18 protein-coding genes and 1 tRNA gene are annotated in these 18639 nt (G+C 58.8%); 6 read left to right on the forward strand and 13 right to left on the reverse strand.

Going from position 1 to position 18639, the window contains the following annotated elements; all coding sequences use genetic code 11:
* On the reverse strand, nt 1–1641 hold the full coding sequence (locus ACYP2A_RS21140; protein WP_459747841.1) for a methyl-accepting chemotaxis protein: 1641 nt from the start codon (nt 1639–1641) through the stop codon (nt 1–3).
* Between the two features lie 376 nt (nt 1642–2017).
* Here ACYP2A_RS21140 and ACYP2A_RS21145 point away from each other — a divergent pair, with 376 nt between their 5' ends.
* The 3 genes from ACYP2A_RS21145 (at nt 2018) to ACYP2A_RS21155 (ending at nt 6250) form a co-directional block, all read left to right on the forward strand.
* A complete protein-coding gene (locus ACYP2A_RS21145) occupies nt 2018–2533 on the forward strand; it encodes a sigma-70 family RNA polymerase sigma factor (protein WP_459747842.1) in 516 nt (171 codons plus the stop codon).
* Entirely contained in the window at nt 2530–3510 is a 981-nt protein-coding gene (locus ACYP2A_RS21150) for a FecR domain-containing protein (protein WP_459747843.1), read from the forward strand. Before ACYP2A_RS21145 ends, ACYP2A_RS21150 begins: the two co-directional genes overlap by 4 nt.
* A gap of 241 nt (nt 3511–3751) precedes the next feature.
* On the forward strand, nt 3752–6250 hold the full coding sequence (locus ACYP2A_RS21155) for a TonB-dependent siderophore receptor (protein ID WP_459747844.1): 2499 nt from the start codon (nt 3752–3754) through the stop codon (nt 6248–6250).
* A 34-nt stretch (nt 6251–6284) separates the two neighbouring features.
* On the opposite strand, the gene ACYP2A_RS21160 is transcribed toward ACYP2A_RS21155, so the two are convergent.
* Nucleotides 6285–6587 carry a hypothetical protein gene (locus tag ACYP2A_RS21160; protein WP_459747845.1) on the reverse strand — a complete coding sequence of 101 codons (303 nt, stop codon included), beginning with the start codon at nt 6585–6587 and terminating at the stop codon, nt 6285–6287.
* Between the two features lie 87 nt (nt 6588–6674).
* Between ACYP2A_RS21160 and ACYP2A_RS21165 the strand changes: the two genes are divergently transcribed.
* Nucleotides 6675–7232, forward strand: a complete 558-nt coding sequence (locus ACYP2A_RS21165; RefSeq protein WP_459747846.1) for a hypothetical protein — start codon at nt 6675–6677, stop codon at nt 7230–7232.
* A 135-nt stretch (nt 7233–7367) separates the two neighbouring features.
* Here ACYP2A_RS21165 and ACYP2A_RS21170 read toward each other — a convergent pair whose 3' ends face one another.
* Nucleotides 7368–8267, reverse strand: coding sequence for an AraC family transcriptional regulator (locus tag ACYP2A_RS21170; protein ID WP_459747848.1), 900 nt, complete (start codon nt 8265–8267; stop codon nt 7368–7370).
* Between the two features lie 158 nt (nt 8268–8425).
* Between ACYP2A_RS21170 and ACYP2A_RS21175 the strand changes: the two genes are divergently transcribed.
* Nucleotides 8426–9184 (forward strand): SDR family NAD(P)-dependent oxidoreductase, encoded by a 759-nt coding sequence (locus ACYP2A_RS21175; protein WP_459747849.1) that lies wholly within the window; start codon nt 8426–8428, stop codon nt 9182–9184.
* Nucleotides 9185–9212: 28 nt separating this feature from the next.
* Here the strand turns inward: ACYP2A_RS21175 and ACYP2A_RS21180 are convergent, their stop codons facing one another.
* Nucleotides 9213–9737 (reverse strand): hypothetical protein, encoded by a 525-nt coding sequence (locus ACYP2A_RS21180; protein ID WP_459747851.1) that lies wholly within the window; start codon nt 9735–9737, stop codon nt 9213–9215.
* 289 nt (nt 9738–10026) lie between these two features.
* Between ACYP2A_RS21180 and ACYP2A_RS21185 the strand changes: the two genes are divergently transcribed.
* A complete protein-coding gene (locus tag ACYP2A_RS21185) occupies nt 10027–11157 on the forward strand; it encodes an RNA-guided endonuclease InsQ/TnpB family protein (RefSeq protein WP_459747852.1) in 1131 nt (376 codons plus the stop codon).
* A gap of 51 nt (nt 11158–11208) precedes the next feature.
* On the opposite strand, the gene ACYP2A_RS21190 is transcribed toward ACYP2A_RS21185, so the two are convergent.
* From ACYP2A_RS21190 to ACYP2A_RS21230, 9 genes are all read right to left on the reverse strand, one after another.
* On the reverse strand, nt 11209–11403 hold the full coding sequence (locus tag ACYP2A_RS21190) for a helix-turn-helix domain-containing protein (protein ID WP_459747855.1): 195 nt from the start codon (nt 11401–11403) through the stop codon (nt 11209–11211).
* Between the two features lie 154 nt (nt 11404–11557).
* Nucleotides 11558–12658, reverse strand: coding sequence for a redox-regulated ATPase YchF (ychF, locus tag ACYP2A_RS21195; RefSeq protein WP_459747856.1), 1101 nt, complete (start codon nt 12656–12658; stop codon nt 11558–11560).
* Nucleotides 12659–12678: 20 nt separating this feature from the next.
* On the reverse strand, nt 12679–13263 hold the full coding sequence (gene pth, locus ACYP2A_RS21200) for an aminoacyl-tRNA hydrolase (RefSeq protein WP_459747857.1): 585 nt from the start codon (nt 13261–13263) through the stop codon (nt 12679–12681).
* A 233-nt stretch (nt 13264–13496) separates the two neighbouring features.
* The gene (locus ACYP2A_RS21205; protein ID WP_459747858.1) at nt 13497–14102 is read right to left on the reverse strand and encodes a 50S ribosomal protein L25/general stress protein Ctc; all 606 of its coding nucleotides are present in this window, start codon (nt 14100–14102) and stop codon (nt 13497–13499) included.
* Between the two features lie 137 nt (nt 14103–14239).
* Entirely contained in the window at nt 14240–15181 is a 942-nt protein-coding gene (locus tag ACYP2A_RS21210; protein WP_056841711.1) for a ribose-phosphate pyrophosphokinase, read from the reverse strand.
* A gap of 47 nt (nt 15182–15228) precedes the next feature.
* Nucleotides 15229–15303 (reverse strand) — tRNA-Gln (locus tag ACYP2A_RS21215).
* A 38-nt stretch (nt 15304–15341) separates the two neighbouring features.
* Entirely contained in the window at nt 15342–16190 is an 849-nt protein-coding gene (gene ispE / locus ACYP2A_RS21220) for a 4-(cytidine 5'-diphospho)-2-C-methyl-D-erythritol kinase (RefSeq protein ID WP_459747860.1), read from the reverse strand.
* 2 nt (nt 16191–16192) lie between these two features.
* On the reverse strand, nt 16193–16810 hold the full coding sequence (lolB, locus tag ACYP2A_RS21225; protein ID WP_459747861.1) for a lipoprotein insertase outer membrane protein LolB: 618 nt from the start codon (nt 16808–16810) through the stop codon (nt 16193–16195).
* A 4-nt stretch (nt 16811–16814) separates the two neighbouring features.
* Nucleotides 16815–18542 carry a tetratricopeptide repeat protein gene (locus ACYP2A_RS21230; RefSeq protein WP_459747862.1) on the reverse strand — a complete coding sequence of 576 codons (1728 nt, stop codon included), beginning with the start codon at nt 18540–18542 and terminating at the stop codon, nt 16815–16817.
* Nucleotides 18543–18639: the final 97 nt, after the last annotated feature.

Consider the following 18639-nt stretch of genomic DNA (forward strand, 5'->3'; position numbering starts at 1 on the left):
TCAGGTGCGGAACACGCTCAAACCACCCTTGAGCGCCCGTGCGGTGCTGCCCAGTGCGGTGGCTGATTCATGAATTTCGGCAATGCCTTGATGGGTGTATTTGAAGGTTTCATGCATGCCGCCCAGCCGCCCGGATATCTCGGTGACGGCGTGCTGGATTTCTTCGCTGCTGGCCAGTGCGCGGTCCATAGTGCCGCTGACCACGCCCATCTGTTGCACCAGGCCGTCGATCACATCCAGGGCGCCGTCCGATGTCACCGCCAGGGCGCGTGACTGCTCGGCGGTGCTGCCCATGCGCTGGGCGATCTGACGAATGCCACCGGTGACGGTGTTGATCACCTGATTGGCATCGGCCAGTACGCCTTGGGTCTGCGCGGCCAGCTTGCGGACTTCATCGGCGACCACTGCAAAGCCGCGTCCTGCTTCACCGGCGCGGGCTGCTTCGATGGCCGCATTGAGGGCCAGCAGGTTGGTCTGGTCAGAAATCCCGGCGACCATCTGCAACACTTTGCTGATCTGCTCGGCTTCGCCGCTCAAGCGGTTCAGGTCACCGGCCAGCTCGATATTGTCCGAGGTGCTTTGATGCACATCGCCAATCAGCCGCTGCAATTCTTTATGAGTGCGGCTCAACTCGCCGACCGCCGATTCCAGATCGACCCGCACCGTACCGGCGAGGCTGGAAGAGTGCTCGGCAGACTGGCGAATCGACTGGCCATCCTGATTGATATCGGCCAGTTGTCCGCTTGCCTGCTGGATGCGCCGGGCAATGTCGTCGGCCAGTTGCAGGAACGTTTCGGCCAGTTGCTGGTTGCTGTCGGCCATGCCCGAGGCGCTGCCCAGGGTTTGCCGCAAATCCTGAAGCAGGCTGGACAAGTGTTTGCCCATCTGGCCCATCTCGTCGCGGGTGACCACGGTGACCGTGGTCGACAAATCGCGCTGCTCGGCAATGTGATTCAACTGCCCGGTCAGGTGATGAATGCCGTACACCAGCATGCGCGCCGCCATCCACGACAGCAGCAAACCCACCGCAAGGGTCGCCGCGCCGATCAGCAGCAGGCTTTGAAGACTGGCGCTGATGGCCTGCGCCAAGGCGTCGAGCGTGACGTCGACGCCGACGACATATGACTGGCCGCTGGCACTGCGCAGCGGCAGGAAAATGGAGCGGAAGCTGCCATAGCTGTCGGTGTACTCATCGAACTGCGCCTGGCCGCTGCGCGCTGCCTTGAGCACGGCAGGGCTGGCGTCCTTGTAATGTTCTAGGTGCTTGGAATACTTGCCGCTGGCAATGTCCTGATCGCTGGCGCCGTCGGCGATGTAGAACACCCGGTCCTGATCATCGACGATCATGCTGTAGGCGAATTTGAGGTCCACCTCTGCCGCATAGGCGCCCAGGTTGCGTACCTGAGCCAGGTACTCACCGTCTTTCAGACCATCGGGCTTGCGCGTGCGATCGAGGTAATCCTCACCGAGCAAGCGCGGCACCGCATAGGCAGCCGTGCGCAAGCGGTTGTCGATCTGCTGGCGAATGTCCTGCGCCTTGGCGTACTGCGCGTAACTGATGAAAGAGGCGATGCTGATCAGATTGACCACGGTGAGCGCCAGCAAGAGCTTGCTTTGCAGGCGAAAGTTATTCAGGAACATGGCGGGTGGGTTCCAATAGGTGCCCGGCAATCCTGGCCGGGCGGTAGCTACTGTCTCGAACCGTTCATCGAAAACTTTAATGGCACTTTGCCGTCCGTCGGATGTCATGTCGTTTTTAGAATGGTAATCATCACTGTTTGCGACATTTTCTGCGGTTTTGAGGCGGAGACGATCTGTGGCAGATACATGTCGCTGACGGCGACATGAGTGCATAACGTGTCGCTGAAATCGAGAAACGGCGACACGTTGTGTATGACGGCGCAGGTGCTTAGCTATCAGTCACTCCAAACACAGTCCCCACTTGCCGACCCCCACTCACCCACACTAGGATGCGACAAATTCTCAAGTGCACCGAATTATCGTGCAGAGGCCTTCCGTGTCGTCTTCACCCATCCCGCCAGCTCCGCACGCCGATATTCGCGCGTTGTACATCGATCATCACGCCTGGCTGCTGGACTGGTTGCGCAAGCGATTGCGCCATGGCGACAGTGTGGCCGATCTGGCTCAGGACACTTTCGTGCATATCCTCGGCAAGCCTGAACGGGTTCAGGAACTGCGCCAGCCACGGGCCTGGCTGAGCACGGTGGCGCATGGTCTGCTGGTGGACCGCATTCGGCGCCAACACATCGAGCGAGCTTACCTGGAAGCCATCGCCCATCTGCCGCAGGAGCAAGTGCCCTCGCCGGAGTCGCAACTGATTCTGCTGGAAACCCTGGCCCGTGTAGAAGCCTTGCTCGATGGCCTGCCGCCCAAGGTGCGCATGGCCTTTTTGCTGTCGCGGCTGGAAGGGCTCAGTTACAAGGACATCGCCGAACGCCTGGGCACCAGCCTCAGTTCGGTCGAGAAGTACATGGCGAGCGCCATCCGTCATTGCTATCTGGCCCAGCGATGAGCGCTCGTCCACTGCCTGAACTGCCCGACGCGGTGCTCGATCAGGCGATCGGCTGGCTGGTGCGTATGGAGTCTGACGGCGCCGATCCGCAACTGCTGGAAGCTTGCCAGCGCTGGCGTCAGGCCGATGTGTTGCATGAAGCAGCCTGGCAGGCGCTGCAAAAAAGCGATGCCACGTTTCACGGGCTGGCGGCACTGCCTACAGGCGTGGCGCTGGATACGCTGCAACGTGTGCGCGGTGGTCGTCACAGCCGACGTCAGGTCATCAAGCTGCTCGGTGCCGGGCTGATCATCAGTGGCGCTGGCGGCTGGTCGTTGGGCGACAGTACGCTGGTTTCGTGGGGGGCGGACTATGCCACGGGGGTGGGTGAGCGCCGTCAGGTCATGCTGGACGATGGCACCCGCTTGCAGTTGAACACCGCCAGCGCGGTCGACGTGCAGTTCACCGCTCAGCGCCGGCTGATCGTACTGCGACGTGGCGAGATTTTCATCGATACCGGCAAGGACAGCACCGCGCCGGGCGGGCGCCGCAGCTTCTGGGTCAACAGCCGGCATGCGCAGTTGCAGGCGATCGGTACGGCCTTTGCGGTCCGCGATGAACAGAACGCTACGCGGTTGCGGGTCGAGGACGGCGTTGTGGGTATTCACGGCAACGGTGAACCGATCCTTGTACACGCCGGTGAAGAATATCTGATCGATGCCAGCGGCAGCCGGCGCATAGAGGTCAGTCCCCTGAACGCCAGCGCCTGGATCCGAGGCCAGTTGGTGGCCAGACGCATGCGCCTGCGTGAACTGACCGCCGAACTGGCGCGCTATCGACAGGGTTGGTTGAGCTGTGACCCGGCCATTGCCGATCTGGAGGTGTCAGGTGTGTTCCAGCTCGATGACATCGACCGCGCCCTGAGCGCGCTGGGCGATTCGCTGCCGGTACGCATCGAGCGTTTTACCCAGCTCTGGACCCGTATCGTCGCCCGTTAAGGGCACCTCTAAAAACTACCTGCGTTGCCATCCCTGCGTTAAAAACAGGCTCGGAATGCTCATTGACAACCAGTCAACTCCGCTTCCTCGCCTGTTTTTGCCTTGCGCTGGCTGCCTCGCCTACGTTTTTAGAGGCACCCTTTAGCGCAACAAGAAAAATCCTGGAAAAGTTTTACGGGTTTTTCCGGGCTCTTCGACAAACAGGGAATACACCCTGTTATTCGAAAGGAGTTCGCTGTTCATGTCTTCGATTCCACCACGGCACCTGCGCCACAGCACCCTCGCGCTCGCCCTGCATGGCGCACTGTTGGGCGGTATCGCCTGCCTGCCACTGGCCAGTTTTGCCGTGCACGCCGAGCAAGCCGAGAACCGCCGCTACGATCTGGCCGCAGGCTCCCTGGAAGAGTCACTTAACAGCTTCGCGCAGGTGGCCGGCATTACCCTGCCTTTCGACCCTGCTCTGGTGCGCGGCAAGCAGGCACCCGCACTGCGCGGCGAATATGGGGTTCGTGAGGGGCTTGATCGCCTGCTCGCCGGCAGTGGCCTGGCCATTACCCGTAATGCCAGCGGCAACTGGCTGTTGTATCCGCTGAGCAACCAGACCGGTGCCTTGCAACTCGATGCCACCAACATCGGTGCCAGTAGCCTCGGTGCCGTGACCGAGGGCACTGGCGCTTACACCCTGGGTGAGAGCAGCAGCGCTACCAAACTGAACCTGTCGCTGCGTGAAACACCGCAAAGTGTCAGTGTCATGACCCGCCAGCGCATGGACGACCAGAACCTCAAGAGCATCGGCGATGTGTTGCAGCAGACGCCAGGGGTCAATGTACAAAGCCCGGGCAGCGAGCGTTTGTATGTCTATTCGCGCGGGCTGGCGGTCGACAATTACCAGTACGACGGCATGCCGACCACCTCGTTCGCCTTCACCCAGGCATTGCCGCAAGCGGTGTCCGATATGGCTATTTATGACCGGGTCGAGGTGTTACGCGGCGCCAACGGTTTGTTGTCCGGCACCGGTGACCCGTCTGGCACGGTCAATCTGGTGCGCAAAAAACCGACGCAGACCTTCAAGGGCCACGTCACGGCCGGCATCGGTTCATGGGACCGCTACCGCAGCGAAGTGGATGTGTCCGGCCCGCTCAGTGACAACCACGCGATACGCGGGCGGGCGGTGGCGGCCTATCAGCAAGGCAACAGCTTCACCGACCACTTGCAGCAGGAAAAAACCATCGGCTATGGCGTGCTGGAAGCCGACCTCAGCGACGACACCCTGCTCACGGTCGGCGTTGATTACCTGCACAGCGACCAGAACGGTTTTTCGACCACTGGCCTGCCAGTGCTGGACAGTCAGGGCAAGCGCTTGAAGACCTCCCGGCACGACAACCCGGCCAGCCGCGACAGCAGCAATGTGCAAGAGTCGATCAACACCTTCGCTTCGCTGGAACACAAACTGGGCAATGACTGGAAGCTCAAGGTGGCGGCCAATTACCTGCACAGCACCCGCGACTACGATTCGATCATCGTTGGCACCACCACCGGTTTCGTCAATTCCCAAACCGGCAGCGGCCTTGGCTACACCGCGACCAAGGGCGATAACACCCAGGAACAAAAAGGCCTGGATGTCATGGCCAGCGGGCCTTATCAGTTGTTCGGGCGTGAACACGAACTGGTGGTCGGCTTCAACCTGCAAGATTACGAAAACCGCCGCAACGGCTTCGGCAACCTGCTGGCCAACGGCACCAGCAACAACGGCGTCAGCGGCCAGGCGGTCAACCTCTACACCTGGAACAACTACGCGCCCACGGCCAGCTATAACTTCAACCGCGAAGACGACAACATCGACCAGTGGCAGAACGGCATCTACCTGGCCACCCGCCTCAAACCCACCGACGATCTCTCGGTCATCCTCGGCACGCGGGTGACCAGCTATCGCTATGACGCAGCGCTTATCTATCACGTCGCCAGCCTGGTGCCCTACGGCACCGATGATCAGGTGCACGTGAATGGCAAGGTCACACCCTACGCCGGCGTGGTCTATGACCTCGACGACAACCATTCTGTGTACGCCAGCTACACCAGCATCTTCAAACCGCAACCCTACCGCGACCGCTCGGGAAAACTGCTCGACCCACGCGAAGGCGACAACTACGAGTTGGGCCTGAAAGGCGAATATTTCGGCGGCCGGCTGAATACCTCGGCAGCGCTGTTCGCCGTCAAACTCGACAATGACGCACTCTCTGACGGCACCGTGGAAGGCAACTCGCTGATCACGGCCTATCGCGCCTCGAAAACCACCACCAAGGGCCTCGAACTGGAAGCCAGCGGCGAGCTGCTGCCCAACTGGAATCTGGCCGCCAGCTACAGCCATGCTGTGGTCAAGGACAGCGAGCACGAGCGGGTGAAAAACAACGTGCCCGCTGACATGGTCAAGGTGTTCAGCACGTATCGCCTGTCCGGGGCGCTGGAGAACCTGACGCTGGGTGGCGGGGTGAACTGGCAGAGCGGCATCCACATGACGGTCAACTCCTGGCGCCTGCCGGCACCTGCCAAGGTCAAGCAGGGCGACTACGCCACGGCGAATCTCATGGCCCGCTACGACCTGAGCCCGCAGTGGTCGGCGACCGTGACGGTGAACAACCTGTTCGACAAGAAGTACCTGAGTTCGCTGGACGAGAACTTCTACAGCGCCTCGTGGGGAGAGTCGCGCAGTTTTATGGTGAATACGAAGTATGAGTTTTGAGGGGGTAGGCTGAGGCGGCAGTAGGGCGGGTGGGCTAGCCGCCATGCTTGCAGCGTACTTCGCGTACAGATCTCTGGTCCGGTTTATAAAGGCCTTTGGTTTTGCCGTCCAGCGATGAGCAGCGGACGGCATAACCAAGATCCAGAACCTTGTGGATCATCGTTTTTTCATCGGCTTCTTCACCTGCTGCCAGCGTGTTTCCGCCAGTGCCTCCGCGTGAAATACGGTAAGCGATCTTTCCGGTATCCCTTCGCTTCATCTGCACCGGAAACAACTCTGTGCCGTTGCTGAGAACAAAGCTGAATGCGCGTGAAAAACGATCCTGCACCGCTGCCATGAATGACACCTTTCGTTTTTGTGGATGGCATTGCAACTTATCAACTTTCTGTCGGGATTTACATGCGCAGTGCCGTGTTGGAGGGGGATGCCGATTCATCTCCAAAAAATAGAAAACCTGGTGCCAATTCGTGACGCACTGCGTCACGAATTGAGTGTGGCGAAGAGCGTGCATTGCTCGGTGGACAGGGTAGGGTGGGGCGTCTTCTTCCGCGTATTCTTCTCCAGACATTCATGGAGATCGACTTACATGCCCGGACGCTGCGCAGTTCTTTTGGTTATGACCCTCTCGCCGCTGGCGTGCGCGTGGGCTTCCCCTGATCTTGATTGCCCGCCTCAAGAAGAGGAGGTGGCGGCACTCAAAATCCTGCTTGAGAAGGATCCTGAGGCCTTGGCCAAGAGCGAGGCCCAAAAAGAACGGCCGCAATTTATTGCCGTTAGGGGCTATGGGGCCACTTTTCCCGGTCTGGGAGACGACCCGGTTTATTGGCAGTGCGTGCTCAGTAGCGCATCGAGCATGCCGATGCCGGGAACCTCGGATGTGCTGTGCACCGATGAAATCGTACGGCTCCAGCCCGCCGCTAACCAGTTTGCCAAACGTTATAACGAGGTTCTTTTGGGGGCTATGGATCTGAAATGCCCCTGAGATATTGAGTGCAAGTTGTTCTAACGCTGCGTCCGTAGAAGGGTGAGCCGTTAAGGTTCGCTGCGTTACAGTTGAATTCGCGACGCACTGCGTCGCGAATTGAGCTTTACGCACTGGGCAAGTACCTGTCTGCTACTACGCCCGTGCCGGATTACCAATCGCCAGCCGTATCTCGCGCACATCGCGTGCCGGTGGTGCGCCGAATTGCCGTAGGTATTCGCGGCTGAACTGGGAGGCGCTTTCATAGCCGACAGCGAATGCCACGTCAGAGGCGCGATGTTCGCCGGCCAGCAACAGCTGGCGGGCTTCCTGCAATCTGAGCTGTTTCTGGTACTGGATGGGACTGAGGCCTGTCATCGACAGAAAATGGCGATGCAGGCTTGCCCGGCTCATGCCGCTGGCATCACACAATGCCTCGATGCGCAGTCGGGTGGTGTAGTGGTCCCTGATCCAGGCCACGGCCCGGCGGATACTGCCCAGTGCGCCATCGGGTTGGGCGATTTGCCGCAGCAGCCGTCCCTGGGGGCCTTGCAAGAGACGATAGAGCAATTCGCGTTCGATCATGGGGCCGAGCACCGGAATATCGGCAGGCGTGTCGAGCAACGACAACAGGCGCAGTAACGTGTCGCGCAGCGGCGCGGTCATCGGGTTGAGGGTGATGCCAATGCCCTTTTGTTCGCTCTCGCGAATCGGCGCCATGGTCGATGCCAGCTCCGCCAACAGGGCCGGGTCTAGCACGAGCGATACCGCCACGTAGGGCTGACCGTCTTCGGCATCGAGAATCTGCCCGGAAAGAGGCAGATCCAGGGCGCTGATGAGGTATTGCTCGCTGTCGTAGCTCAGAAGATTGTCGTTGATCGCAACGCGTTTCGAGCCTTGCAGGATGAAGCAGATCATCGAGCGATACAGGCACGGCGCCTTGTCGGTAGAACCCTGGCCAACGCAGATATCTACACGCGGGATCGGTGTAATGGTCAAGCCCGGTGGCGCATGGCGCAGGGCTATATCAAGGTGCGGTGCAAGGTCGTTGTGCATGAGCCGATTATGCCAATGCCCCGTCATCACGCAAAACGATTGAGACAATCAGGCAATCAATTGAGCTGATCGGGCGTGGGTTGCCCGCTGATGATTACTTATTCTGAGCAGGTCAAGAACGCACCAAACGGTGCGCCTAAATCTGCTAGAGACTGCTCATGACCCAACCGATCGTACTCATCACCGGCGCCAGCCGTGGCCTTGGCCGCAACATGGCGCTTCACCTCGCCAAGCGCGGTGTTCACATCATCGGCACCTATCGCAGCGGTGCGGCCGAAGCCCAATCGCTGAAGCAGGAGATCGAAGCGCTGGGCGGAAAAGCCGCGATGCTGGCGCTCGACATCACCGATACCGCCAACTATCAGGCTTTTTCAGTCGCGGTGACTGACGCGCTGAAGAGCGAGTTCGGCCGCGAGCGCTTCGACTTTCTCGTCAACAATGCCGGCAACGGCCTGTTTGCGAACTTCACTGATGCCACCGAAGAGCAGTTCGGTTCACTGGTCGCCACGCACCTTCGCGGTCCGGTTTTTCTGACCCAGAAGCTGTTGCCGCTGATCGAAGACGGCGGTCGTATCCTTAACGTTTCTTCGGGCTTTGTGCGCTTTACCCTGCCGGGCTACAGCCTGTATGCGGCGGTGAAGGCCGCCGTCGAGGTGTTGACCCGTTACATGGCGGTGGAGCTGGGTTCGCGCCAGATTCGGGTGAATGCGATTGCCCCGGGTGCCATCGCCACCGATTTTGGCGGCGGTGTGGTACGCGACAACAAGGATGTAAACGCCTATGTGGCACAGGGCATCGCGCTAGGGCGTGTGGGTCTGCCGGACGATATAGGTCGTGCAGTAGCGGCCATTCTGTCCGATGACCTGGCCTGGGCCAACGGCACGACGTTTGATATTTCGGGCGGGCAGTTGCTGTAGGGCACCCGGAAAAAGCGACAAGCGATTTTTAAGTCGGAGGGCTGAGCAGCGGTGGTTTTCTGGCTACCGCTGCAGAGTTTAACCAGAACAAAATGGCGGCGAGAGACGCGGCGACTATCAGCGTAAGCCACAGGATGAGCAGCAGGGTGAGTGTCACACTGTTGTTTAACTCACGAAAAATGCCGAAGACAAAAGCGGTGTACCAGGACACACCCGAAACGGCGCCTGATGCGAGAAATAAGGTGGCTCTTGTGCGGGAGACGCCAAAGAGCAGGGGGCGGCTCAAATCGCGCAGTGCTTCTGGCAACACAAACGCGTGGATGATGAATCCGTTGATGGTCAGAGCGATCACCACAATCACTTTCGCCCAGAGCTTGGGGTTTTCAAGTTTTTCCGGCGACTCCATCGCGTAAAGGGCAAGGAAACCAAGGCCTGAAAGCCACAGAAGCAAGAGTCCAATAGCGACCTCGTGGCTGATGAAATGAAAGGCGCGTCCGATTTCAATGGGCAGGCTACCCCTGCGTATCCAGCTTAAAATCCAGAGGTCCAGCATCGTCGCTCCACCGAGGCCCAAGCACATACCGAGCAGGTGTATGCCTACAAGGATTGTCAGCACCTTTAGCGGCGGGAGTGGACCAGGCAATGAAACGCTAAGCGTCAGTGTGTCCGCGAGTAAGTGACCACTGCTGGAGAGCGAAAGCAGGCCGCCGAAAATCATGAGAGACGTTGGTATCTTCATCCAGATCGCTCCGAGAAACCCCTTCTTTCAGGTAGGGGAGGAAAGGAGCGCGGCGTAGCTGTATGAGCTGTACATAAATACAGCTTGATGGCACTATCCATCGATGAGCAAGCGCGCCTATAAATTCAGGTTTTACCCCACTTCAGAGCAGAAACTGCTACTGGAGAAAACCTTTGGCTGTGTACGCTACGTCTACAATTACATCCTGGATTTTCGCTCCAAAGCTTACGCCGAAGACAAGACGAACATTGGCTTTACTGGCGCTAATGCGGCGTTGACCCGGTTGAAGAAAGATCCAGAGAAGGCATGGCTCAACGAGATCTCCAGCGTTCCTTTGCAGCAGGTGCTTCGCCACCAGCAAAAGGGCTTCACTAATTTCTTCGAAAAGCGTTGCGGATACCCTTCATTCAAAAAGAAACACCATCGTCAGTCCGCTGAGTTCACACGCAGCGCCTTCAAGTATGTCGACGGCAAGCTTTTCATTGCGAAAAGCAAGGTGCCCCTTGATATTCGCTGGAGTCGAGGCGTTCCGAGTGAGCCTTCCACCGTCACGGTTTCAAAAGACAGGTCCGGTCGTTATTTCGTGTCCCTGCTGTGTGACTTTGAGCCTGAAAAGCTCACGGTTTCGCCAAACATGATCGGCATTGATCTGGGTATCACAGATCTTTTTACGCGATGCGACGGACAGAAAGAGCCCAATCCTAAGCACACGGCCAAATACGCCGCAAGGCTGGCGCTGTTACAGCGCCGATTGGCCAAGAAGAAGCTTGGCTCAGCCAATCGCCTGAAAGCGAAACGCAAGGTGGCCAGGCTGCACGCAAAAATTTCAGATGCCCGCCAGGACAACCTTCATCAGGTGTCGCGCAGATTGATCAACGAAAACCAAGTGATCTGCGTCGAGTCTTTGAAAGTCAAAAACATGATCAGGAATCGCAAACTGTCCAAAGCCATTGCAGACGCCGCCTGGGGTGAGTTCGCCCGGCAGCTGGAGTACAAGGGTGACTGGGCGGGCCGGCAGGTCGTGAGGATTGATCAGTGGTACCCGAGCAGCAAAACCTGTTCAGGTTGTGGTCACGTATTGGCCAAGCTATCACTCTCGACTCGAATCTGGGTATGCCCATCGTGCAACGCCGAGCATGACCGCGACACCAATGCTGCAAAGAATATAAAAGCCGTGGGACTTACGGTATTAGCCTGTGGAGAGCGTGTAAGACCGATGGCTCAAGTAGCCTGAGGCTGTGCTCTATGAAGCAGGAATCCCCTTCCTTTGCGCCTGCGGCGCCGATCAAGGATCGAGGTGGGGGAAGACGTCAATGAGCCTTTTACTGATAGCAGAAGCGGCAATGAATTCGCGTCGAGCGGCTTTGGCGATACTGCCTTCATCAAAGACGGCGATGATAAGCCTGAGGGAGATGGTATCGATTTGCCATTTCGATGGCACCTTTCCCTTGAGGGTGGCTTTACCGGCGCTCGTAGACATTTCGCTACCTTGATGACGATCAGTTCAGGGTTAATGTCTTTTAGTGAGCAAAAAATATGCCTTGTGGCCGTAAAAACATAAAACCCCCGCATCGCCAACGCGATAACGGGGGTTCTCATCTGTCTCAAGTGCCGTGGAATCCCACGGCCTTCAATCAGACGTTAAAGCGGAAGTGCAGCACGTCACCGTCTTTAACGATGTAGTCCTTACCTTCCAGACGCCACTTGCCGGCTTCTTTGGCCCCGGCCTCACCCTTGAACTGAATGAAGTCGTTGTACGCAACGCACTCGGCGCGGATAAAGCCTTTCTCGAAGTCGGTGTGAATAACACCGGCAGCCTGTGGCGCAGTGGCGCCGACTTTGACGGTCCAGGCGCGCACTTCTTCAACACCGGCGGTGAAGTAGGTCTGCAGGTTGAGCATTTCGTAACCGGCGCGAATCACGCGGTTCAGACCTGGCTCTTCCAGACCCAGCGCTTCAAGGAACATGTCCTTTTCTTCGCCGTCGTCGAGTTCGGCGATTTCGGCTTCGATCTTGTTGCAGACCGGTACCAGCATCGCGCCTTCTTCTTCGGCGATGGCGCGAACTACGTCGAGCAGCGGGTTGTTCTCGAAGCCGTCTTCGGCGACGTTGGCAATGTACATGACCGGCTTGGTGGTCAGCAGGTGGAAGCCACGGATGACGGTTTTCTCGTCAGCGCTCATGTTCTTCATCAGGCTGCGGGCTGGCTTGCCTTCGGTGAAGTGGGCGATCAGCTTTTCCAGCAGGCCTTTCTGGACCACGGCGTCTTTGTCGCCGCCCTTGGCGTTGCGCGTGACCTTTTGCAGTTGCTTCTCGCAGCTGTCGAGGTCGGCGAAGATCAGCTCGAGGTCGATGATCTCGATGTCACGCTTGGGGTCGACGCTGTTGGAGACGTGAATCACGTTCTCGTCTTCGAAGCAGCGCACCACGTGGGCGATAGCGTCGGTTTCGCGGATGTTGGCCAGGAACTTGTTGCCCAGGCCTTCACCTTTCGACGCGCCGGCGACCAGGCCTGCGATGTCGACGAATTCCATGGTGGTCGGCAGGATGCGCTTGGGATTGACGATGGCTGCCAGTGCGGCAAGGCGCTCGTCGGGCATGGGCACGATGCCGCTGTTCGGTTCGATGGTGCAGAAAGGGAAGTTTTCTGCCGCGATGCCGGATTTGGTCAGGGCATTGAACAGGGTGGACTTGCCGACGTTAGGCAGGCCGACGATGCCGCAATTGAATCCCATGGTATTCCCCTCGAGTGATGTCAGGCCTTCTGGCTGTGCAGGTTTTTCATCGCGCGGTTCCATTGACCGGCGAGGATGTCCGGCAGCACGCCGAGGGCAAAGTCGATACTGGTGTCGATTTTTTCCTGTTCGGCGCGTGGCGCACGACCCAGGACAAACCCCGACACCTTGCTCGCATCGCCCGGGTGGCCGATGCCGACCCGCAAGCGATGGAAAGTATTCTGGTTACCGAGCTGCGCGATGATGTCGCGCAGGCCGTTGTGGCCGCCATGGCCGCCGCCCACTTTGAGTTTGGCAACGCCTGGGGGTAGATCGAGTTCGTCGTGGGCCACCAGAATCTCGTCGATACCGATACGGTAAAAACCGGCGAGTGCCGCCACGGCCTGGCCGCTGCGGTTCATGTAGGTGGTGGGGATCAACAGACGAACATCCTGACCCTGATGCGAATAGCGCCCGGTCAGGCCAAAGAATTTGCGCTCGGCGACGAGACTGACCCGTTCGGCCGCAGCAATACGCTCAACGAAAAGAGCCCCTGCGTTATGCCGGGTCTGTTCGTATTCGGCGCCTGGATTTCCCAGACCAACGATCAGTTTTATGGCGCTCACGACAGGGGCTCTTCCTTGGAGTTGTGGATGACATCAGCCACTCTGGCCTGCGATGTTATCAGAGCAACTCGGCATTACCGGGTAACGGGCACCTCTAAAAACTACCTGCGTGGTCATCGCTGCGTTAAAAACAGGCTCAAAATGCTCATTTACAATTCGTAAACTCTGCTTTCTCGCCTGTTTTTGCCTTGCGCTGACTGCCTCGCCTACGTTTTTAGAGGCACCCTAATGAATTACTCGGCAGCGCCTTCTTCACCAGCTTCTTCAGCAGCGATACGCGGCGCGTGGACGTTGGCGATAGCCAGGTCGGTGCCGTGTGCCAGTGCTACGAACTCAACGCCTTTAGGGGCTTTGAGGTCGGACAGGTGAATGATGGTGCCGATTTCAGCGTTGCCCAGGTCAACTTCGATGAACTCAGGCAGGTCTTTCGGCAGGACGCTTACTTCCAGCTCGGTAACGGTGTGCGAGATCTCGCCGCCTTTCTTGACCGGAGCTTCTTCGTTGATGAAGTGAACCGGAACCAGAGCGGTCAGTTTCTGACCTGCGACAACGCGTACGAAGTCAGCGTGCAGGACGTGGCCCTTGGCTGGGTGACGTTGCAGAGCCTTGATGACGACGTCTTGTTTCTTGCCATCAACGGACAGCGCGATAACGTGGGCGTAAGCCGCTTCGTTCTCGAGCAGTTTGGCGAAGTCCTTGGCCAGCAGGCTGATGGACTCAGGAGCCTTGTCAGCGCCGTAAACGACAGCTGGAACCAGGCTTGCGAGACGACGCAGGCGGCGGCTCGCACCTTTCCCCAGGTCGGAACGCGTTTCGGCATTCAAAGTAAAATCGTTCATGTTGTATCTCCAAAATAGCCATTCGACCTGACGTTTGCGACCAGCGTCAGGCCGATACGGGCAAAAAAGCCCCGCCCTGATCAGATGATCGGGGCGGGGCGCTTTTCGTCGACACGATGGGGGACTAAGGCAGAGCCTTAGCGGAACATCGCGCTGATCGATTCTTCGTTGCTGATGCGGCGAACCGCTTCGGCAACCACCGGCGCGATATCCAGTTGACGGATACGGCTGCAGGCTTGTGCGGCGGCGGACAACGGGATGGTGTTGGTCACCACGAGTTCGTCGAGCACGGAATTTTCGATGTTCTCGATCGCACGGCCAGACAGCACAGGGTGTGTGCAGTAGGCGAAGACCTTGGCCGCGCCGTGCTCTTTAAGAGCTTTGGCTGCATGGCACAGAGTCCCTGCGGTATCGACCATGTCGTCGACCAGAATACAGGTGCGCCCTTCGACGTCGCCGATGATATGCATCACTTCGGAGTGATTGGCTTTCTCACGGCGTTTGTCGATGATCCCGAGATCGACACCCAGGGACTTGGCAACGGCACGTGCACGCACGACGCCACCGATGTCCGGGGAGACAATCATCAGGTTTTCAAAGCGCTGGTCTTCGATATCGTCCACCAGTACAGGCGAACCGTAGATGTTATCTACCGGAATATCGAAGAAACCCTGAATCTGGTCAGCGTGCAGGTCAACCGTGAGAACACGATCGATCCCCACCACGGTGAGCATGTCAGCAACCACTTTGGCGCTGATGGCAACACGTGCGGAACGCGGACGGCGATCCTGGCGGGCATAACCGAAGTAGGGAATCACAGCAGTGATTCGGGACGCTGAGGAGCGACGGAAGGCATCAGCCATCACGACGAGTTCCATCAGGTTATCGTTGGTCGGTGCGCAAGTAGGCTGGATGATGAAGACGTCTTTACCGCGGACGTTTTCATTGATCTCAGCACTGATTTCGCCGTCGGAGAACTTACTGACGGAGACATCACCCAAAGGGATATGCAGCTGACGTACTACACGCCGAGCCAGATCGGGGTTGGCATTCCCCGTAAAGACCATCATCTTGGACACGCGCAGTACCTGGAGGCTGAGGGTAACCTGGATGAGTATAGAGAAAATGGCAGGGGCGGCTGGATTCGAACCAACGCATGGCAGGATCAAAACCTGCTGCCTTACCGCTTGGCGACGCCCCTGTAGATGATGCTGGTGAGTGCCTGGCACTCTGTTCCTGTTACAGATTCTGCAGTTTACGGTGCAATAACGAAGTATTGCTGCCTTTGGCTACAAACCCTGTAAGGGTCTCTGCAAGAAGGGCCGAGACTTTATCAGCTTCAGCTTTGCTTGGGAAGGCCCCAAACACACAACTTCCAGTTCCAGTCAGTTTTGCTTCGGTATATTTACCTAGCTGTATCAAGGCGTTATGTACTTCTGGATAACGTCTTTCAACCACTGCCTGACAGTCATTTCGACCGTTTCCCTCGGGAACGGGGCGCACTTTAATGGGCTTGGAATCGCGTGTCAACAATGGATCGGAAAATATTTCTGCTGTACTTACAGAGACTTGTGGCACAAGCACCAGATACCAGGGTTCTTCGGGGCTTACCGGGGTAAGAATCTCGCCCACGCCTTCGGCAAATGCGGCATGCCCGCGGATGAATACCGGCACGTCCGCGCCCAGGCTCAGGCCCAGCGTGGCCAGGCGGTTTTCATCCCAGCCCAGTTGCCACAGATGGTTGAGGGCGAGCAGGGTGGTGGCGGCGTCCGAGCTACCGCCGCCAATGCCGCCGCCCATGGGCAGGCGCTTGTCGAGCCAGATATCGATGCCTTGCGTGCAACCCGATTGTTGTTGCAGGGCACGGGCGGCACGCACGATCAGGTTGCTGTCATGGGCGACACCCGGTACATCGGTGCGCAAAACGATCTGTGCGTCGTCGCGCAGGGCAAAACCCAGCTCGTCGCCATGATCGAGAAACTGAAAGATCGTCTGCAGCTCGTGATAGCCATCGGCGCGACGGCCGAGGATGTGCAGCATCAGGTTCAGTTTGGCGGGCGCAGGAAGAACAAGTTGCGGTACAGCCATGCTTATTGCCCCAGCTTGCGCGGTTGCCAGTCCTTGACCACCAGCGTCACGTCCAGGTCCTGCCCGTGCAGTTTGACCCGCTCGGGCAGCCAATAGCCGTTTTGCTCTATGTAGCTGAGGTATTCGACCTGCCAGCCGTCCTGCTCGAGGCTGGCCAGGCGGCTGTCGTCGTCCAGTGTCAGACGGCTCTTGCTGTCGGGCGCCGGCAGGCCACGAATCCACCAGACCAGATGCGATACAGGCAGTTTCCAGCCCAATTGCGCTTCAAGCAGGCTTTCGGGGGTCGTTGCCTCGAAGCGGCCCTGATTGGCGACCTCCAGGGCGACGGCGCCCTGGCGGCCGGTCAGGCGGGCAGCACCGCGACCCAGAGGGCCGGACAGGCGAATGTCGTAATACTCCTGGCGTTGCAGCCAGAACAGCGTGCCGCTGCCGGAATCCTTGGGTGCACGAATGCCGACTTTACCGTTGATCTGCCAGCCATCAAGGCCGGTCAGTTGCTGTTTGTGTACCCGCCATTGCGCAGGATCGCCCTTGCCTTGCAGGGCTTCACGTGAACCGATACCGGTACAGCCGGCAAGCAGGGCGATGAGGCTTATAGCGATGATGTGGCGCAAATGCATGGGTTCAAAGCTTCTCTGAGCCGGTCAGGCGCAGCAGCGTGCTGCGCAGAACCGGGCTGTCGGGTTGTTCTTCAAGGGCCTTGCCCCAGACCTTGCGCGCTTCACGCTGTTGACCTTTGGCCCACAGCACTTCACCCAGGTGGGCGGCCACTTCATGGTCGGGGAAGCGTTCAAGCGCCAGGCGCAGCAGGCGCTCTGCTTCGTCCAGATTGCCCAGGCGATAGTTGACCCAGCCAAGGCTGTCGAGCACGGCCGGGTCATCGGGGTTGAGCCGGTGGGCTTTCTCGATCAGTTCGAGGGCTTCGGCATAGCGGTTGGTGCGATCCGACAGGGTGTACCCCAAGGCATTGAGGGCCATGGCGTTTTCCGGTTCACGGGCCAGGATTGCCCGCAGGTCGGTTTCCATCTGTTTCAGATCGTCACGCTTTTCCGCGAGCATGGCGCGGGTGTACAGCAGGTTCAGGTCGTCCGGGTACTGCTTGAGTGCCTTGTTCAGCACCTGCCAGCCACGTTCTGCATGGTTGTTGGCGGTCAGCGTCTCGGCTTCGATCAGGTACAACTGAATGGCGAACTCGGGCTGCTCGTCACGGGCCTCGCTCAGGCGTCGTGAGGCTTCGGCGGCGTTGCCGTTGCTGATCAGGATATCGCTCTGGCGCAACTGGGCAGGCAAGAAGTCGGTGCCGGGCCCTACCTGTTCATATTCGGCCAGCGCGCCTTGCGGGTCGTTGCGCTCTTCATGAATGCGGCCAAGATTCAGATGCGCGGTGTCCGCGTGAGCATCGCGGGCCACCAGTTCTTGCAGGTAACCGGCCGCTTCGTCCCAGGCCCGGGCTTCCAGGCAGACCAGTGCCAGTGACAAGCGCAGGTCGTCATCGTCCGGGTATTGCTGCAGCAGGTTGGCGAACTGGGTCTTGGCATCGTTCATGCGATCCTGTTCGACCAGCATGCGCGCGTAGGTCAGGCGCAGGCGCTTGTCGTCGGGATACTTCTTGATGCTTTTTTCGAGGATCGGCAAGCCTTCGTCACCACGCCCCAGGCTTTGCAGCAGGCGGGTACGCAGCAGGATCGGCGCGATTTCGCCATCTTTTGGCGGGTGATCCTCAAGCAGCTTCAGCGATTGTTCGGAATCGCCGTTCTGTTGCAGCAGCAGCGCCTTGCCGAAGATCAACTGGCCGTTGCTCGGGTATTTGCCAAGCAGGCGGTCGAAGCTTTTGATCAGGCCGTTGCGGGTGTCGGTGTCGCTTTCTGCGGCGGTGAGGGCCAGAAAGTCGAAGTGCGTGTCGCCCTGGCCTTGCAGGACGCGCTCCATGTACAGCATGGAGTCGTCGTAGCGACCGGCGCGGGCCAGCTGGATAGCAGCGGCACGTTGCGATTCCAGGTTGGCAGGGTCGTTGCGTGCCCAGATCAGCGCGGTGTCGAGCGCGGCCTGGTCTGCACCCAGGTATTCGGCAATGCGAAAGGCCCGTTCGGAGACCGCCGGGTCCTGGGTATTGACCGCCTGGGTCACGTAGTTGTCCAGGGCGATGTCAAAACGATTGCGTTGCCCGGCAAGCTCGGCACTCAGCAGGCTGAACATCTGGTCCTGGGTGAACGAGCCATAGACCGTCGGCTTGGCCTCAGGTGCTGGAGTCGGGTCTTTCTGGGCCTGCGCGGGCGGTGTGTCGACAGTGGCCATGGACTGGCAACCGCCGAGCAGAGCGAGGGCGAGGAACAGCGCGGAGGATCTATTCATATAGAGAGGAGCGGCTACCTGCGGTTTGGCGCATCATGACACAAGGCTGTCGGCAAAACCCACAGCCACCTGAAAATCAGCTGGCGGCCCGGCATGC

It is taken from the genome of Pseudomonas sp. 3A(2025) (genome assembly GCF_054589175.1).

Excerpts from the sequence above, each read along its gene's own strand:
- ACYP2A_RS21140 (WP_459747841.1), bottom strand. The coding sequence starts at position 1,641 with ATGTTCCTGAATAACTTTCGCCTGCAAAGCAAGCTCTTGCTGGCGCTC.
- ACYP2A_RS21230 (WP_459747862.1), bottom strand. The coding sequence starts at position 18,542 with ATGAATAGATCCTCCGCGCTGTTCCTCGCCCTCGCTCTGCTCGGCGGT.
- ACYP2A_RS21170 (WP_459747848.1), bottom strand. The coding sequence starts at position 8,267 with ATGCACAACGACCTTGCACCGCACCTTGATATAGCCCTGCGCCATGCG.
- ACYP2A_RS21180 (WP_459747851.1), bottom strand. The coding sequence starts at position 9,737 with ATGCTGGACCTCTGGATTTTAAGCTGGATACGCAGGGGTAGCCTGCCC.
- ACYP2A_RS21175 (WP_459747849.1), top strand. The coding sequence starts at position 8,426 with ATGACCCAACCGATCGTACTCATCACCGGCGCCAGCCGTGGCCTTGGC.
- ACYP2A_RS21185 (WP_459747852.1), top strand. The coding sequence starts at position 10,027 with ATGAGCAAGCGCGCCTATAAATTCAGGTTTTACCCCACTTCAGAGCAG.
- ACYP2A_RS21160 (WP_459747845.1), bottom strand. The coding sequence starts at position 6,587 with ATGGCAGCGGTGCAGGATCGTTTTTCACGCGCATTCAGCTTTGTTCTC.
- ychF (WP_459747856.1), bottom strand. The coding sequence starts at position 12,658 with ATGGGATTCAATTGCGGCATCGTCGGCCTGCCTAACGTCGGCAAGTCC.
- ACYP2A_RS21165 (WP_459747846.1), top strand. The coding sequence starts at position 6,675 with ATGCCGATTCATCTCCAAAAAATAGAAAACCTGGTGCCAATTCGTGAC.
- ispE (WP_459747860.1), bottom strand. The coding sequence starts at position 16,190 with ATGGCTGTACCGCAACTTGTTCTTCCTGCGCCCGCCAAACTGAACCTG.
- ACYP2A_RS21150 (WP_459747843.1), top strand. The coding sequence starts at position 2,530 with ATGAGCGCTCGTCCACTGCCTGAACTGCCCGACGCGGTGCTCGATCAG.
- ACYP2A_RS21190 (WP_459747855.1), bottom strand. The coding sequence starts at position 11,403 with ATGTCTACGAGCGCCGGTAAAGCCACCCTCAAGGGAAAGGTGCCATCG.
- lolB (WP_459747861.1), bottom strand. The coding sequence starts at position 16,810 with ATGCATTTGCGCCACATCATCGCTATAAGCCTCATCGCCCTGCTTGCC.
- ACYP2A_RS21155 (WP_459747844.1), top strand. The coding sequence starts at position 3,752 with ATGTCTTCGATTCCACCACGGCACCTGCGCCACAGCACCCTCGCGCTC.
- ACYP2A_RS21205 (WP_459747858.1), bottom strand. The coding sequence starts at position 14,102 with ATGAACGATTTTACTTTGAATGCCGAAACGCGTTCCGACCTGGGGAAA.